Source organism: Marinobacterium weihaiense, from assembly GCF_019061305.1.
GTDB lineage: Bacteria > Pseudomonadota > Gammaproteobacteria > Pseudomonadales > Balneatricaceae > Marinobacterium > Marinobacterium weihaiense.
In genome coordinates, this window is record NZ_JAHQZT010000005.1 from 22,282 (window position 1) to 37,170 (window position 14,889).

General features: G+C 61.6%; 14 protein-coding genes. 13 read left to right on the forward strand and 1 reads right to left on the reverse strand.

The genetic code is table 11. The features are described 5' to 3' along the window. The first annotated feature begins 49 nt into the window (after positions 1–49). The 7 genes from KTN04_RS04945 (at position 50) to KTN04_RS04975 (ending at position 6,599) form a co-directional block, all read left to right on the forward strand. A complete protein-coding gene (locus KTN04_RS04945; RefSeq protein ID WP_217334109.1) occupies positions 50–934 on the forward strand; it encodes an SDR family oxidoreductase in 885 nt (294 codons plus the stop codon). A gap of 24 nt (positions 935–958) precedes the next feature. Then, the gene (locus KTN04_RS04950) at positions 959–1,744 is read left to right on the forward strand and encodes an SDR family oxidoreductase (protein WP_217334110.1); all 786 of its coding nucleotides are present in this window, start codon (positions 959–961) and stop codon (positions 1,742–1,744) included. 11 nt (positions 1,745–1,755) lie between these two features. Further along, a complete protein-coding gene (locus KTN04_RS04955) occupies positions 1,756–2,226 on the forward strand; it encodes a MaoC family dehydratase (protein WP_217334111.1) in 471 nt (156 codons plus the stop codon). Between the two features lie 11 nt (positions 2,227–2,237). Then, a complete protein-coding gene (locus KTN04_RS04960; protein WP_217334112.1) occupies positions 2,238–3,443 on the forward strand; it encodes an acetyl-CoA C-acyltransferase in 1,206 nt (401 codons plus the stop codon). Between the two features lie 86 nt (positions 3,444–3,529). Continuing rightward, positions 3,530–4,285 (forward strand): SDR family NAD(P)-dependent oxidoreductase, encoded by a 756-nt coding sequence (locus tag KTN04_RS04965; protein WP_217334113.1) that lies wholly within the window; start codon positions 3,530–3,532, stop codon positions 4,283–4,285. Between the two features lie 11 nt (positions 4,286–4,296). Next, positions 4,297–4,950, forward strand: a complete 654-nt coding sequence (locus KTN04_RS04970; protein ID WP_217334114.1) for a TetR family transcriptional regulator — start codon at positions 4,297–4,299, stop codon at positions 4,948–4,950. Continuing rightward, the gene (locus KTN04_RS04975) at positions 4,947–6,599 is read left to right on the forward strand and encodes an electron transfer flavoprotein-ubiquinone oxidoreductase (protein WP_217334115.1); all 1,653 of its coding nucleotides are present in this window, start codon (positions 4,947–4,949) and stop codon (positions 6,597–6,599) included. Before KTN04_RS04970 ends, KTN04_RS04975 begins: the two co-directional genes overlap by 4 nt. Before the next feature lie 46 nt (positions 6,600–6,645). On the opposite strand, the gene KTN04_RS04980 is transcribed toward KTN04_RS04975, so the two are convergent. After that, a complete protein-coding gene (locus tag KTN04_RS04980) occupies positions 6,646–8,031 on the reverse strand; it encodes a dihydrolipoyl dehydrogenase (protein ID WP_217334116.1) in 1,386 nt (461 codons plus the stop codon). Positions 8,032–8,472: 441 nt separating this feature from the next. On the opposite strand from KTN04_RS04980, the gene mraZ reads away from it, so the two are divergent. The 6 genes from mraZ to KTN04_RS05010 are packed head-to-tail and all read left to right on the forward strand — an operon-like array spanning position 8,473 to position 14,887. Further along, the gene (gene mraZ / locus KTN04_RS04985) at positions 8,473–8,925 is read left to right on the forward strand and encodes a division/cell wall cluster transcriptional repressor MraZ (protein WP_217334117.1); all 453 of its coding nucleotides are present in this window, start codon (positions 8,473–8,475) and stop codon (positions 8,923–8,925) included. 21 nt (positions 8,926–8,946) lie between these two features. After that, positions 8,947–9,885 carry a 16S rRNA (cytosine(1402)-N(4))-methyltransferase RsmH gene (gene rsmH / locus KTN04_RS04990; protein ID WP_217334118.1) on the forward strand — a complete coding sequence of 313 codons (939 nt, stop codon included), beginning with the start codon at positions 8,947–8,949 and terminating at the stop codon, positions 9,883–9,885. After that, positions 9,885–10,307 carry a cell division protein FtsL gene (ftsL, locus tag KTN04_RS04995; protein ID WP_217334119.1) on the forward strand — a complete coding sequence of 141 codons (423 nt, stop codon included), beginning with the start codon at positions 9,885–9,887 and terminating at the stop codon, positions 10,305–10,307. Before rsmH ends, ftsL begins: the two co-directional genes overlap by 1 nt. Further along, the gene (locus KTN04_RS05000) at positions 10,294–12,015 is read left to right on the forward strand and encodes a peptidoglycan D,D-transpeptidase FtsI family protein (RefSeq protein ID WP_217334120.1); all 1,722 of its coding nucleotides are present in this window, start codon (positions 10,294–10,296) and stop codon (positions 12,013–12,015) included. The genes ftsL and KTN04_RS05000 overlap by 14 nt, the downstream gene beginning before the upstream one ends. Beyond that, complete coding sequence (locus KTN04_RS05005; RefSeq protein WP_217334121.1) at positions 12,012–13,517, forward strand: UDP-N-acetylmuramoyl-L-alanyl-D-glutamate--2,6-diaminopimelate ligase; 1,506 nt, start codon at positions 12,012–12,014, stop codon at positions 13,515–13,517. Before KTN04_RS05000 ends, KTN04_RS05005 begins: the two co-directional genes overlap by 4 nt. Continuing rightward, positions 13,514–14,887 carry a UDP-N-acetylmuramoyl-tripeptide--D-alanyl-D-alanine ligase gene (locus tag KTN04_RS05010; RefSeq protein ID WP_217334122.1) on the forward strand — a complete coding sequence of 458 codons (1,374 nt, stop codon included), beginning with the start codon at positions 13,514–13,516 and terminating at the stop codon, positions 14,885–14,887. The genes KTN04_RS05005 and KTN04_RS05010 overlap by 4 nt, the downstream gene beginning before the upstream one ends. The last annotated feature ends 2 nt before the right edge of the window (positions 14,888–14,889 follow it).

Below are 14,889 nucleotides of genomic sequence, written 5' to 3' on the forward strand. Positions count from 1 at the left end.
CTGAATTGCGGCGATCACCGCGGTGGTTGCCAACAAGGAGATGGGAAGTATGTCTATTCTGCAGGGCCGTGTGGCCATTATTACCGGTGCCGGTGGCGGTCTGGGTGCCGCCCACGCCAAGGTATTCGCCGAAGAAGGTTGTGCCGTTGTCGTCAACGATATCAACGAAGCCGCCGCTCAAGCGGTGGTAGACGAGATTACCGCCAAGGGCGGCAAGGCGATCGTCAACACCTCCGACATCACCAACTACGAAGACAGCGCCAATGCGGTGCAGCAGGCGATCGACGCCTTCGGTGATCTGCACATCGTGCTGAACAACGCCGGTGTCAACCGTGACCGCATGTTCGCGTCCATGACCGAACAGGAATGGGACACCATCATGGCGGTGCACCTGAAAGGGCATTTCTGTATCTCCTCCCATGCCGTGCATTACTGGCGCGACCAGGCCAAGGCGGGCAAGCCTGTGGCGGCGCGCATCATCAACACCACCTCCGGTGCGGGCCTGCAGGGTTCCATTGGTCAGTCCAACTACGCCGCGGCCAAGGGCGGTATCGCCGCGCTGACGCTGAACCAGGCGGCTGAGCTGGGCCGTTACGGTATCACCGCCAACGCGGTGGCGCCGGCGGCGCGTACCGGTATGACCACCGCGGTGGAAGCCATGGCCACCCGCATGGCCAAGCCGGAAGATGGCAGCTTCGACTACTGGGCGCCGGAGAACGTGTCCACGCTGCTGGCCTGGCTGGCGTCCGAAGAGGCGGGCGATGTCACCGGCAAGGTGTTCGAGTCCGAAGGCGGTCGCATCTGCATCTGTGACGGCTGGCGCACCACTGAAGGCGTGGACAAGGGTGACCGCTGGGAACCGTCCGAGTTGGGTGAGGTGGTACACAAACTGATTAAAGACGCCGTTCCGGCACAGAAAGTCTGGGGCAGCTGAGGAGCACTTATCGTGACAAATAGCATGAGCACTATTCCCAAGTATGTTGAAGGTCACGGTCTGCTCAAGGGCAAGTCCGTGCTGATTACCGCAGCGGCCGGTGCCGGCATCGGCTTTTCGGCCGCCAAGCGTGCCGCTGAAGAAGGCTGCCGTGCGCTGATGATCTCCGATATCCATCCGCGTCGCCTGGAAGAAGCCGTGGCGGCGCTGAAACAGGAGACCGGTCTGAACGAGATTTACGGTCAGCTGTGTAACGTGACTGTGGAGGAGGAAGTCCAGGCACTGGTTGCTGCCGCTGAAGAGCAGCTGGGCGGTGTCGATGTGTTGATCAACAATGCCGGTCTCGGCGGTCAGAAGACCGTGGTCGAGATGAGCGATGAAGAGTGGCATCGGGTGCTGGACATCACCCTGACCGGCACCTTCCGTATGACCCGTGCCATGCTGCCGCACATGCAGAAGCGTGGTGCCGGTGCCATCGTCAACAACGCCTCGGTGCTGGGCTGGCGCGCGCAGAAAGAGCAGGCGCACTATGCCGCGGCCAAGGCCGGTGTGATGGCGCTGACCCGCTGCAGCGCGCTGGAAGCCGCTGACCATGGTGTCCGCATCAACGCGGTATCACCCTCGATCGCGCTGCATGACTTCCTCAAGAAAGCCTCCAGCGAAGAGCTGCTCGCGCAATTAGCGAGCCGTGAAGCTTTCGGCCGTGCCGCCGAGGTGTGGGAAGTGGCCAACGTGATGATGTTCCTGGCCAGCGACTACGCCTCTTACATGACCGGTGAAGTACTGTCGGTCAGCTCGCAGCACGCTTAAGGAGATAGCGAATGGCTAATCAGACGTTCAGCAGCGCCGAGGCGTTGCTGGCCGCCGAGGGGATGGATCTGGGCTGCAGTGAGTGGCTGGAGATCACCCAGGAGCGGATCAACCTGTTCGCGGAAGCCACCGGCGATCACCAGTGGATCCATGTGGATCCGGTGAAAGCCGCTGAAGGGCCTTTCGGCACATGCATCGCCCACGGTTACCTGACCCTGTCGCTGGTGAACCTCTTCCTGCCGCAATTGATGGAAGTGAAAAACCTGCAGATGGGCGTCAACTACGGTTGCGATAAGGTGCGCTTCCCGGCGGCGGTACCGGTGGGCAGCCGCATCCGCGGTCGCGGTGAAGTGATCGCCGTGGAGTCGATCAAGCAGTCGGTGCAGGCGACTGTCCGCGTCAGTGTCGAGATCGAAGGCAGTGACCGTCCCGGTTGCGTCATTGACACCATCAGCCGCTACACCTTCAACCCGGCTCAGTAAGGAGAATCGAGATGAGCGAAGCAGTTATTGTATCCACGGCGCGTACCGCGCTGACCAAGTCGTTCCGCGGCTCCTTCAACGATACCGAAGCCCCGGTGCTGGGGGGCCATGTGGTCCGCGCCGTGGTTGAGCGTGCCGGTATTGAGCCGGAAGCGGTGGAAGACGTGATTATGGGCGCGGCCGTTCAGCAGGGCACCCAGGCGTACAACATCGGCCGTCTCTGTGCGTACACTGGCGGTTTGCCCGACAGCGTGCCGGGCATGGCGCTGGATCGCATGTGTGCTTCCGGTCTGATGACCATCGGTGTGGCTGCCAAGAGCATCCTGGCGGGCGAGATGAAAGTGGCCATCGCCGGGGGGGTGGAGTCGCTGTCACTGACCCAGACCAAGCACAAGAACACTTACCGTGCCCAGTCAGAAGCGGTCAAGGACGTGGTGCCCAGTGCCTACATTCCGATGATTGAAACCGCCGAACTGGTCGCCGAGCGCTATGGCGTCAGCCGCGAAGAGCAGGACCGTTACGCCCTGCAGAGCCAGCAGCGCACGGCTGCGGCGCAGGAAGCCGGTCTGTTCGATGACGAGATCGTGCCGCTGACGGCGCAGAAGCTGGTGTTCGATGAAGAACGCAAGCCCGCCGGTCACAAGGAAGTGGTGGCGGATCGTGACGAATGCAACCGTCCGCAGACCACTTACGAAAGCCTGGCCGGTCTGGCGCCGGTGTGGAAAGACGGCCAGTGGGTGACTGAAGGCAAACACGTCACCGCCGGTAACGCCTCCCAGTTCTCCGACGGTGCCTCTGCTGCCCTGTTGATGAGCCGGGAAGAAGCGGATCGTCGCGGCATCGCGCCGCTGGGCATCTACAAGGGTATCGCGGTGGCAGGCTGCAAGCCGGAAGAGATGGGCATCGGCCCCGTGTATGCCATTCCCAAGCTGCTGGAGCGCTTCAACCTCAATGTGGACGATGTGGGCCTGTGGGAGATCAACGAAGCTTTTGCCAGTCAGGTGCTGTACTGCCGTGACACGCTGGGCATCCCCAACGATCGCTTGAACGTGAACGGCGGCGCCATCTCCATCGGCCACCCGTTCGGTATGTCCGGTGCGCGCATGGTCGGTCACGCGCTGATTGAAGGGCGTCGTCGTGGCGTCAAGTATGTGGTCATCGCCATGTGCATCGGCGGCGGCATGGGGGCAGCGGGCCTGTTCGAGGTTTGCCCCTGATCGACAGCGCCGCTGATGGCCTGACCTGAAGCTCGGCACCCTCGGGTGCCGAGCTTGAATGAACGCTCAACCATAAGGACAACAAGATGAGCCAGAAACTGTTTGAACTCGAAGGATTGGTGGCCTTGGTGACCGGAGCCGGTCAGGGCATGGGGCTGGGTGTAGCCCGCTCGCTGGCGACCCAGGGTGCCAAGGTCGTGATCAATGACTTTTACCCGGAACGGGCCGAAAGCGCCGTGGCCCAGTTGCGTGAAGAGGGTTTCGAGGTGTGTGCCGCGCCGGGCGATATCACCGATGCCGAGGTGCGTGAGAGCATTGTCGCTACCGCCGAGCGCGAGTACGGCCCGGTCAGCATTCTGGTCAACAATGCCGGAGTGCCGCCGGGCATGCCCAACTCGCTGAGCCATTTTGAAAACCTCACCGACGACGATTTCGAGCGTCAGCTGGATCTGAACCTGCGCGCCATTCTGGGACTGACGCGCCGCGTCATGGACGGCATGGTGGAGCAGGGCTTTGGCCGCATCGTGATTATCAGCTCCGAGTCTTGGCGTACCGGCCTGCAGTTTGGCCTGACCAATTATGCCGCGGCCAAATCCGCCGCGCTGGGCTTCATGCGCCATCTGGCCCATGAAGTGGGCCGCAAGGGCATTACTGCCAACGCGGTGTCCCTGGGCACCATGAACAACTTCGGTGACTATGCCGAGTATGCCAAGGCCACCGCCGTCGGTCGCACCGGTACGCCGGAAGACGTGGGTGCCGCCGTGGCCTATTTGGCGTCCCGCGAAGCGTCCTGGATGTCGGGGCAGGTACTGCCGCTCAACGGCGGCTCCATTACGGCCTGAGGCGATTGTGTATGCGTCGTACCCGCGAAGAAGCCGAAGTCACCCGCCTGGCCATTATGGAGAAGGGCCTTGAGCTGTTCTCCGAGCAGGGCGTGGCGGCTACCCGGCTGAGTGACATCGCCCGGGAAGCCGGCTTCACGCGCGGGGCGATCTATTGGCATTTCAAGAATAAGTGGGACCTGTTCGAGGCGATCAGTGAACACTACTCCCAACCCTTCAAGGTGCTCAGCGATGCCTGTCTGTCCGATCAGGAACGGGATCCGCTGGGCAAGCTGCGCCAGTTGTTGGTGACGCTGCTGAGCCGGATCGAGCACGACCCCTGCTTTCGCCGCATGATGCTGATGTTCATCCGCGAAGGCTCCGGTGTCGGTGAGCGTGACGGCACCGACCCGGTGGTGCGTTTCATGGATTATCAGCATCAGCGCCGGCTCAGCGTGATTCGTAATGCCGTTCGGCGCGGTCAGCTGCCGGTGAACATCGACCCTGAAGCCGCGTCCTGGCTGATCAAGGCGATGATCGACGGTTTTGTCACCAGCTGGCTGCAGCGGGCCGACTATTTTTCGATTTCAAGCAATGCAGACGTGTTTGTGGATACGGTGATCGCCAGTCTGAGTGCGTTACAGCCTGTTCCGGACTCTGTCGATGATGAGGTATGTGAAGTATGAGTCGTGAATCGATGGAATTTGATGTGGTGATCGTCGGTGCCGGCCCCGCGGGGTTGTCCGCCGCTTGTCGCCTGATGCAGCAGGCTCAGGCCGCCGAGCAGGAGCTGACCGTCTGCGTGGTGGAGAAGGGCTCTGAAGTCGGTGCTCATATTCTGTCCGGTGCGGTGATGGAAACCCGCGCCCTGGATGAGCTGTTTCCCGACTGGAAAGAGCGGGGGGCGCCGCTGAATACCGCCGTCACCGAAGATCGGGTGGTGATGCTCAAGAATGCGGATAAGGCCACCGTTCTGCCCAACGCGCTGATTCCCAAGCCGATGCACAACCACGGCAACTATATCGTCAGCCTGGGCAATGTCTGCCGCTGGTTGGGCGAGCAGGCTGAGGCGCTGGGCGTGGAGGTCTTCCCGGGCTTTGCCGCCGCCGAAATCCTGTATAACGACGACGGCAGCGTCAAGGGGATCGCCACCGGCGACATGGGCGTCACCGCCGCCGGTGAGCAGGGCCCCAACTACATGGAAGGCATGGAACTGCATGCCAAATACACCCTGTTTACCGAGGGCTGCCGCGGCCACTTGGGCAAGCAGCTGATCAGCCGCTTCAAGCTGGATCAGGATGCCGATCCCCAGCATTACGGCATCGGTATCAAGGAGCTCTGGGATATCGATCCGGCCAAACACCAGCCCGGCCTGGTGGTACACGGTTCCGGTTGGCCGCTGAGCGAGGCCGGTGCCACGGGTGGCTTTTTCCTCTATCACACCGATGACAACCAGGTGGTGGTCGGCCTGATCACCGACCTCAACTACGACAACCCCTGGCTGAGCCCCTTTGACGAGTTCCAGCGCATGAAGCATCACCCGGAGATCAGCCAGGCTCTCGAAGGTGGCAAACGCGTCTCCTACGGCGCCCGTGCGATCACCAAGGGCGGCTTCAACGCACTGCCGAAAATGACCCTGCCCGGCGCGCTGTTGCTCGGCTGTGATGCGGGTACGCTCAACTTCGCCAAGATCAAGGGCACTCATACGGCGATGAAGTCCGGGATGATCGCTGCCGAAGCGATCAGCGCCGCGCTGCTGGCCGGTGATGAGGGCGGTCGCGACCTGTCCGGCTTCACCGATGCGTTCAAGGCCTCCTGGCTGTATGACGAGCTGTACCGTTCGCGTAACTTCGGGCCTGCCATGCACAAGCTGGGCACCTGGCTGGGTGGCGCGTTCAACTACGTGGATCAGAACTGGTTCGGCGGCAAGATTCCGCTGACCCTGCACGACCGTCATCACGACTATGCCCAGCTGAAACCGGCGGATCAGTCACCGGTGATCAACTATCCCAAGCCGGATGGCGTGCTCTCCTTCGACAAGCCTTCCTCGGTGTTCCTGTCCAACACCAACCACGAAGAAGATCAGCCTTGCCACTTGCAGCTGAAGGACGCCGGCATTCCGATCAGCCAGAACCTGCCGAAATTTGCCGAACCGGCCCAGCGCTTCTGCCCGGCGGGGGTGTATGAGGTGGTGGAAGGCGAGAACGGCCCTCAGTTCCAGATCAACGGTCAGAACTGCGTGCACTGCAAGACCTGCGACATCAAGGACCCGGCGCAGAACATCACCTGGGTGGTGCCGGAAGGCGCCGGTGGCCCGAATTATCCCAACATGTGACCGACTTTTCAGGGGCGCTGTGGCGCCCCTTTGGGTGTATGCGGTGTTAAAGCTTCGCTTTAAGGCTACGCAGCAGGCTGCGCAGGCCCTCTTCAATGACTGGATGGTAATAAGGCATGGCCAGCAGTTGGTCAACGCTCAGTTGCTGTTCGATTGACCAGGCTAACAGGTGTGCCAGGTGCTCCACATCGGTCCCCAGGAGTTCGGCACCCAGCACACGGCCGCTGCCGCATTCAGCCCAGACCTTCATCAGCCCCTTGTCCCGAGCCAGTACTTTGGCCCGCGCCTGATCACTGAACCTGAAGTGCGCCACGGCGAATCGACCCGGGTACTGCTGCTCAATATCTGCCGGCCTTGCGCCTACCGTTGCGATCTGAGGATCGGTAAACACGATCGCCAGTGGCGTGGTGCGGTGGCCCGGTGTGATATCGGGCAAGCAGGCGGCGTTGCGACCGGCAATGGCACCTTCATCGGCCGCTTCATGCAATAGTGGCAGGTGGTTATTGGCGTCGCCGGCAATGAAGATGTGTGGCACGGAGCACTGCAGCGTGTGGGGATCAAACAGGGGCAGCCCCCGGGCGTCGCATTTCAGTGTAGTGTTTTCCAACGCCAGTCCGTCCACATTCGGGCGGCGGCCGGTGGCGGCGAGCAGGTAGTCGAAGCACTCGGTTATCGGGGAGCCATCTGCACCAATGAACGTCACCTCCACCTGTTGGCCCGATGGGTGAATGGCGTTGACGGACGCATCGGCATCCAGCGGAAACTCGGCACTGAAGCTGTCATGAGCCGCCTTGCGCACATCGGTATCCTCGATCGGGCCCAGTGCGCCCCCAACACCGAACATGCGGACGCGTACGCCCAGGCGGCTCAGGGCCTGTCCCAGTTCCAGCCCGATCACGCCGGGGCCGAACACCGCTACGGACGTGGGCAGACGTGTCCACTCGAACAGGTCATCATTGACGATCAGCCGATCACCGGCGGCCCGCAGAAAACCGGGTATGCTGGGCCGGGAGCCGGTAGCAATGACGATGCGCTCGGCATGCAACCGTTGACCGTCCGACGTGTGCAACTCATGGTCGGATGCAAAGTGCACGGTGGCTTCGATTCGGTCCGCAGCCGGTATACTTGTCATGCCTTCAAGCACCTTGGCCACGAACCGGTCTCGCATCTGGCGAACCCGTGTCATTACGGCCTGGCCATCGACCCGGATATCGGGTATCTGGATGCCGAAGGTATCGGCATGGCGTGCGTGCCAGGCGGTGTCAGCGGCCGCGATCAGCAACTTGCTCGGCATACAGCCGACACGAGCGCAGGTGGTGCCTAGCGGGCCGGGATCGATCAGAACCACGGCGTCCGAATGGCGCCTGGCTTCGCGGTAGGCGGTAAGGCCGGCACTGCCGGCGCCGATAACGGCAACCTGTACATGACGCATGCTGTATCTCCCTGATGTCCTGAATATGAGCCGCCGTGATTTGGCCGGTCATTATCATTTTATATAAGATAAAACTTATATAAGTATTGTGCCGCTTTCAATCCTTTCATGTTTATTTATCAACAGGTGTTCTGACTGCATGTTTTTTAATCAAACAACTGTTTATGTCTTGCTGTTTCATTCATGAAACAGGGGGTGTCCCATTAATGATGCTCATCATCCGGTCTGCTGCCGTTTGGCTCGTTTCATATTCTTGAAAATGTTTGTTAAGTTTCTGTTTAATAAGGATTATTCTGATAAGTTCTCGTTCCGGTTCGATGTCTGAAAAATTGTCCCGGTTGCTTTACATCACCTTGCATCTACTGGGCTTACTACCTATAGTGTCGCCTTGTGGGAAAAAGTGGATAAAAGTGGGTAATTCTGGGTGCAGCGGTGGGCATAATGTTCCGCGGGATGAATCCGATCAATCTCGATGCCAAAGGCCGCATGGCCCTGCCGGCGCGCTATCGTGATTCGGTGCGGGAACATTGTGACGGGCGAATGGTGGTTACGATCGACACCGAGGATCAGTGCCTGCTGCTCTACCCGCAGCCCGAATGGGACGAAATCCAGGCGCGTATTGACGCCTTGCCCAGTTTCAACCGGGCCGTACGACGGATACAGCGATTGCTGACCGGCCACGCGACCGATCTTGAGCTGGACGGCAATGGCCGCATGTTGCTGCCGGCCCCTCTGCGCGAGTATGCCGGTCTGGACAAGAAGGTGATTCTGCTGGGGCAGGGCACCAAATTCGAGATCTGGAGCGAGACGCTCTGGAACAGCACGCGCGACGCGTATCTGCAGGCCGACGAGGATGACGATATTCCCGACGAGCTGCTGTCGCTGTCGCTTTAACTGACAAGCCAACGGAACATCATGAGTCAGACATTCAGTCACATTACCGTGCTGCTCGAAGAAGCGGTTCAAACGCTGGTCGATGACCCGGACGGGTTCTATATCGACGGGACCTTCGGACGCGGGGGGCACAGTGCCCTCATTCTGAAATCCCTGTCCGACAAGGGCCGGCTGATGGCCATCGACAAGGACCCGGAAGCTATTCGCCATGCCGGCGAGCGCTTTGCCGACGAGCCCCGTTTCAGCATCGAACATGGCTCCTTTGCCGAACTGCAGTCCTTCGTGGAAAAGCGCGGCCTGATGGGCAAGGTCAACGGCGTACTGCTGGACCTGGGTGTCAGTTCACCGCAGCTGGATGATCCCGAACGCGGTTTCAGCTTCCTCAACGACGGCCCCCTGGACATGCGTATGGATACCACGTCCGGCGAAAGTGCGGCCGACTGGATCAATCGCGCCTCCGAAACCGAAATTGCCGACGTCATTTATCAGTACGGCGAGGAGCGCTTTTCGCGCCGCATGGCACGGGCCATCGTGGCTGAGCGCGAGCAGGCACCGATCACCACAACCGCGCGCCTGTCCAAAATTATCGCGGAGGCCAATCCGCGCTGGGAAAAGGGCAAGAATCCGGCCACTCGCGCCTTCCAGGGTATTCGTATCCACATCAACCGCGAACTGGCGGATGTGGAAGACTGTCTCGACCAGGCGCTGGAAGTGTTGGCACCCGGTGGCAAGCTGGTCGTGATCAGCTTTCACTCGTTGGAAGACCGGATCGTAAAACGTTTTATTCGTCGTCATGTGAAGGGCGATGAGCATCTGCCACCGGGCGTGCCGGTAACCGATGCCATGCTCAAGCGGCGTTTGAAAGCGGCAGGGAAAGCCACCAAGGCTGGCAAGGATGAACTTGACAAGAATCCGCGGGCGCGCAGTGCAGTGATGCGTGCCGCCATCAAACTGGCTTGATGGCCGTGCGCCTTGCGCTGAAGTGGCCCGATATCGGCGGGCAGGTTGATGCGTGGCAGGAGCAGCTCAAGGTGCGGCTGCGCCGCTGGCTGCCCGAGCGCAAGGCGCGCCCGGTGCCGGTCAACATGCTCGGCGCATCCGAGCTGGCCGGTCCGGTTGTGCTGGTGCTGCTACTGACGCTGATGGTCATGGGCAGTGCCATGGCCGTGATCTTCTCGGCTTATGAATATCGGCGCCTGTTCAACGAGCACCAGGTGTTGGTGCGCCAGTGGGACGAGTTACAGGTGGAGTGGGGGCAGTATCTGCTGGAGCAGAGTGTCTGGTCGGCACATCACCGCATCGAGGCACTGGCAACGTCCGAAATGGATATGGTGATACCCGCAACCGAAGCGATCGAGATCGTGCGTTATGAGCAGCAGTAAAACGAGCGAAAACCAGGCGCTCGCCGCTCGTGGCTGGCGTATTTGGCTGGTTCTGGTGCTGCTGGTCGCCATCGTGGCGGGCATTTCTTCCAAGCTGTTCTCTCTATATTCGGCTGAGCAGGCCTTTTTGCGCAGTCAGGGTGACAAGCGTGCCCTGCGTACCATGCTGATCCCGGCCCACCGAGGACTGATTACCGACCGCAACGGCGAGCCTCTGGCCGTCAGTGCGCCGGTCGCCACCATCTGGGCCGACCCGTTAATGATGGATCTGCAAGATGCCGGCCTGACCCGCCTGGCGCAGCTGCTGGGCGAGCCGCCCCAGGCGCTGCGGCACGAATTAACCGCGAATCATGAGCGCCGTTTTTTGTACCTCAAGCGTCAGGTGACGCCGGAGTTGGCGGAGGCGGTTGAAGCGCTCGATATCGATGGCATTCATGTCGATCGCGAATACAAGCGTTACTACCCCAGCGGCGAAGTAAGCACACATCTGGTGGGCTTTACCAATGTGGATGGCGAGGGCCAGGAAGGCCTGGAGCTGGCCTACAACCAGATACTGCGCGGCGAGCCCGGTCGCAAGCTGGTGCTCCAGGATCGGGTCGGTCGGACCATCAAGCATATCCGTTCACTGCAGGATGCTGACCCCGGTGAATCGCTGCAGTTGAGCATTGATCAGCGAGTACAGTACATGGCCTACCGCGAATTGAAGGCGGCGGTGGAGGTGCACCAGGCCGACTCTGGCTCGGCTGTGGTGCTGGATGCTCAGACCGGCGAAGTGCTGGCGCTGGTTAATCAGCCGTCCTACAACCCCAATGATCGTTCCGAGCTCAATACTGGCGCGCTGCGCAACCGAGCCTTGACTGACCTGTTCGAGCCGGGCTCGGCCATCAAGCCGTTCACCGTGGCGGCTGCATTGATGAGTGGCGACTACACCCGCGACACCCTGGTGGATACGTCGCCGGGCTACATCCGCGTACTGGGTGCGAGCATCAAGGACCACCGAGACTACGGTGAGCTGAGCCTGACCAGTATCATCACCAAATCGAGCAATGTCGGTGTGACCAAGCTGGCGCTGGCCATGGAACCGGATGCCGTGCGCAATCTCTTGCATAACGTGGGCCTGGGCCGTGATACCGGCACCGGCTTTCCGGGCGAGCGTACCGGCGTGCTGCCCTACCTGAATGAGCGCCAGCTGGTTGAGCGTGCCACCATGTCGTACGGCTACGGCCTATCGACGACACTGCTGCAGCTGGCGCAGGCCTATATTCCGCTGGCGGCCGATGGTGTCATGCGGCCGGTGACGCTGCTGAAGCGCGAGCAGCCGACCGACGGTACCCGTGTCATGCCGCCCGGCGTGGCCCCGCAGGTGTTGGAAATGCTGGAGACCGTGATCGGACCGCGCGGTACAGGGCGCCGTGCGGCGGTTGAGGGCTATCGTGTCGGTGGCAAAACCGGCACCGTGCACAAAGCCAGTGGCGGTGGCTATGCCGAGGACAAGTATGTCTCGGTATTCACCGGCGTAGCGCCGATCAGCAATCCGCGGCTGGTCATTGCCGTGATGGTCGACAACCCCAAAGGGCAGGAATATTACGGTGGTCTCGTGGCCGCGCCGATTTTTTCCCGCATTGCGGCTGGCGCACTGCGGTTGCTGAATGTTCCGCCGGACCGCTGGCCTGAACCCCCCGATTCATCACAGGTGGCGATGCAATGAATCCACAACCTCAATCCCTGTCTGTTCTGTTGCCCGATGTGGCGATTGCCGTGCCGGTCGAGCAGGTGCCCGTCGTCACGGGACTGGCGCTGGATAGCCGTCTGGTGCGGTCGGGCGATCTGTTTTTCGCGCGCAGTGGCGTGGCCAGCCGCGGTGCTGATTTCATGGTGGATGCCGAGCGTCGTGGTGCCGTTGCCGTTCTGGTGCAGCGGGGCGAGCTGCGTGATGGGGAGCGCGGCAGCCTGGCGATACCGGTGCTTGAGGTGGACGACCTGGATACGCAGATCGGCCAAGTGGCCAGCCGCTTTCATGGCAATCCCAGCCATCACCTCAAGGTGATTGGCGTTACCGGCACCAACGGCAAGACGTCTTGCAGTCACTACATGGCCCAGGCGCTTGAGCAACTGGGGCACCGTGCGGCGGTCATCGGCACGCTGGGCAATGGTCTGCTGGACAACCTTCAGCCAGCCACCCATACCACGCCGAATGCCGTTGCGCTGCAGGCGCTGCTGGCCGAGCTGCTTGAGCAGGGTGCCGAGTACGTGGTCATGGAAGTATCCAGTCATGCGCTGGATCAACAGCGGGTGTCCGGGGTGCACTTTGCTGCTGCCGGCTTTACCAATCTGACCCGGGATCACCTGGACTATCACGGCGACATGGCCTGCTACGGCGATGCCAAAGCGCGGCTGTTCTTGCAGTACGCCCCGGCGCTGCAGGCAATCAACCTCGATGACGTGTTTGGCCGCACCCTATGGCAGCAGATGCAGCCGCGTCCGGCCCGGGTGCTGGGGTTTGCCATGAGCGAGCCCGGCGCCGACGTGCAGGCCGAGCAGCTGTTATTCAGGCCGGATGGCATACACTTCACGCTTGTACTGGAAGGCGAGCGCGCCGAGGTGCGGGCGCCGCTGCTGGGCAGTTTCAATGTCAGCAACCTGCTGCTGTGTGCGTCTCTGCTACACGGGTTGGGGTATTCAGCCGCCGAGATTGCCGTGGCGCTCGGCAAGCTGGCCCCGGTACCGGGGCGCATGCAGGTTCTGCCTTCAGTGCCCCATGCCCCCGCCGTGGTGGTGGATTATGCGCATACCCCGGATGCCCTGGCGCAGGCGCTGCAGGCATTGCGGCTGCATCGCACCGCGGGCGGTCGTCTAATCTGCGTATTCGGCTGTGGCGGTGATCGCGATACCGGTAAGCGCCCGGAGATGGGGCGCACGGCTGCGGAGTTGGCGGACCGGCTGGTGATTACCAGTGACAACCCGCGCTCCGAATCGCCGGCGGCGATCATCGAGCACATTCAGGCGGGTGTGCCGGCCGGAGTTGATCTGCAGCTGGAAGTGGATCGCGCCGTCGCCATTCGCCGAGCCCTGACCGAAGCCGATGCGCCGGACATGGTGCTGATTGCCGGCAAGGGGCATGAGCGTTGGCAGGAAATCAACGGAGTCAAAGAGCCTTTTGACGATTGTCAACAGGCCTGGCATGTATTGCAGGAAGGAGCTGAGGTATGATGCGCGCCTTTGAGCTGAACGAGCTCCAGCCGGTGCTGGGTGCGCAGCAGCGGGGGGAGAACTGCACCATTGAACGGGTCGTGACCGATAGCCGCCAATTGGCGCCGGGCGACCTGTTCGTGGCGTTGAAAGGCCCGAGCTTTGACGGGCACGATTTTGTCGGTGCTGCCGAGTTGAAGGGGGCTGCAGCGGTTGTGGTAGACCATGAGGTCGAGACCCGACTGCCGCAGCTGGTAGTCGCCGACACCCTACAGGCGCTGGGACAGCTGGGCGGCTACAATCGGTCGCTGTTTCAGGCGCCGGTCTTTGCCGTGACCGGCAGCGGTGGCAAGACCACGGTCAAGGAAATGCTGGCCGGGCTGCTGGCCGTCAAGGGTGATGTGCTGGCCACGACCGGCAATCTCAACAACGAGATCGGTGCGCCGCTGACGTTGTTGCGACTGGCACCGGAACACCGCTCGGCGGTGGTCGAGCTGGGGGCCAGCGCCCAGGGCGAAATTGCCCGCACCGTGGCCATGACGCGGCCCGATGTGGCGTTGTTGAATAACGCCATGGGGGCGCACCTGGAAGGTTTTGGCGGACTTGAAGGGGTTGTGCGTGCCAAGGGCGAAATCTTCGGTGGCCTGCGCGAAGGCGGTGTTGGCGTGGTCAATCTGGACTCGCCGCATGCCTCGGTATGGATTGAGCGCCTGCACCGACTCAAGCGCCGGGTGTTCACCTTTGGCGTTGAAAACGGTGCGGCGGATATCAGTGCCAGCCGGTTGGAGATGAATGCCGACGGCAGCTGGCGTTTCGTGCTGGATGACGGCACCGACCAGCTGCCGGTGTGCCTGCAGGTGCTGGGGCGCCATAACGTGGCCAATGCCACAGCGGCGGCCGCCGCCTGGGTAGCAGCCGGTCAGCCGCTGACGCAGATTGCCGGCGTGCTGGACCGCTTTACGCCGGTGGCCGGACGTCTCAGTCCGCATCCGCTGGCCAGCGGGGCGCTGTTGATTGATGACAGTTACAACGCCAACGCCGATGCGATCAAGGCGGCCACCGAACTGCTGGCGCAACTGCCTGGCGAGCGCCTGCTGGTGCTGGGCGATATGGCTGAGCTGGGGGCAGAGTCGCTGCGCCTGCATGCCGAGGTTGGTCACTATGCGGCTGAGCGTGGCATCGAGCGTTTGCTGGTGGTCGGGCCGCAGATGCAAGCGGCCGTTGACGCCTTTACACAGCACCGGCCGGGCGCCGAACACTTTAAGGACCAGGCTCTTTTGCTGGAACGATTGAACACATTGCTGGCACCCGAGACCACCTTGCTGGTCAAGGGCTCGCGCAGCGCTCAGATGGACAGGGTAGTTGCGGCCCTGCTGAAAGGGGAACACTAATA

Bases quoted from the DNA above. Each gene is read 5' to 3' on its own strand.
- ftsL (WP_217334119.1), top strand. From the start codon at position 9,885: ATGGCCGTGCGCCTTGCGCTGAAGTGGCCCGATATCGGCGGGCAGGTT.
- KTN04_RS04980 (WP_217334116.1), bottom strand. From the start codon at position 8,031: ATGCGTCATGTACAGGTTGCCGTTATCGGCGCCGGCAGTGCCGGCCTT.
- KTN04_RS04955 (WP_217334111.1), top strand. From the start codon at position 1,756: ATGGCTAATCAGACGTTCAGCAGCGCCGAGGCGTTGCTGGCCGCCGAG.
- KTN04_RS04975 (WP_217334115.1), top strand. From the start codon at position 4,947: ATGAGTCGTGAATCGATGGAATTTGATGTGGTGATCGTCGGTGCCGGC.
- mraZ (WP_217334117.1), top strand. From the start codon at position 8,473: ATGTTCCGCGGGATGAATCCGATCAATCTCGATGCCAAAGGCCGCATG.
- KTN04_RS04945 (WP_217334109.1), top strand. From the start codon at position 50: ATGTCTATTCTGCAGGGCCGTGTGGCCATTATTACCGGTGCCGGTGGC.
- KTN04_RS04960 (WP_217334112.1), top strand. From the start codon at position 2,238: ATGAGCGAAGCAGTTATTGTATCCACGGCGCGTACCGCGCTGACCAAG.
- KTN04_RS05000 (WP_217334120.1), top strand. From the start codon at position 10,294: ATGAGCAGCAGTAAAACGAGCGAAAACCAGGCGCTCGCCGCTCGTGGC.
- KTN04_RS04965 (WP_217334113.1), top strand. From the start codon at position 3,530: ATGAGCCAGAAACTGTTTGAACTCGAAGGATTGGTGGCCTTGGTGACC.
- KTN04_RS04970 (WP_217334114.1), top strand. From the start codon at position 4,297: ATGCGTCGTACCCGCGAAGAAGCCGAAGTCACCCGCCTGGCCATTATG.
- KTN04_RS04950 (WP_217334110.1), top strand. From the start codon at position 959: ATGAGCACTATTCCCAAGTATGTTGAAGGTCACGGTCTGCTCAAGGGC.
- KTN04_RS05005 (WP_217334121.1), top strand. From the start codon at position 12,012: ATGAATCCACAACCTCAATCCCTGTCTGTTCTGTTGCCCGATGTGGCG.
- KTN04_RS05010 (WP_217334122.1), top strand. From the start codon at position 13,514: ATGATGCGCGCCTTTGAGCTGAACGAGCTCCAGCCGGTGCTGGGTGCG.
- rsmH (WP_217334118.1), top strand. From the start codon at position 8,947: ATGAGTCAGACATTCAGTCACATTACCGTGCTGCTCGAAGAAGCGGTT.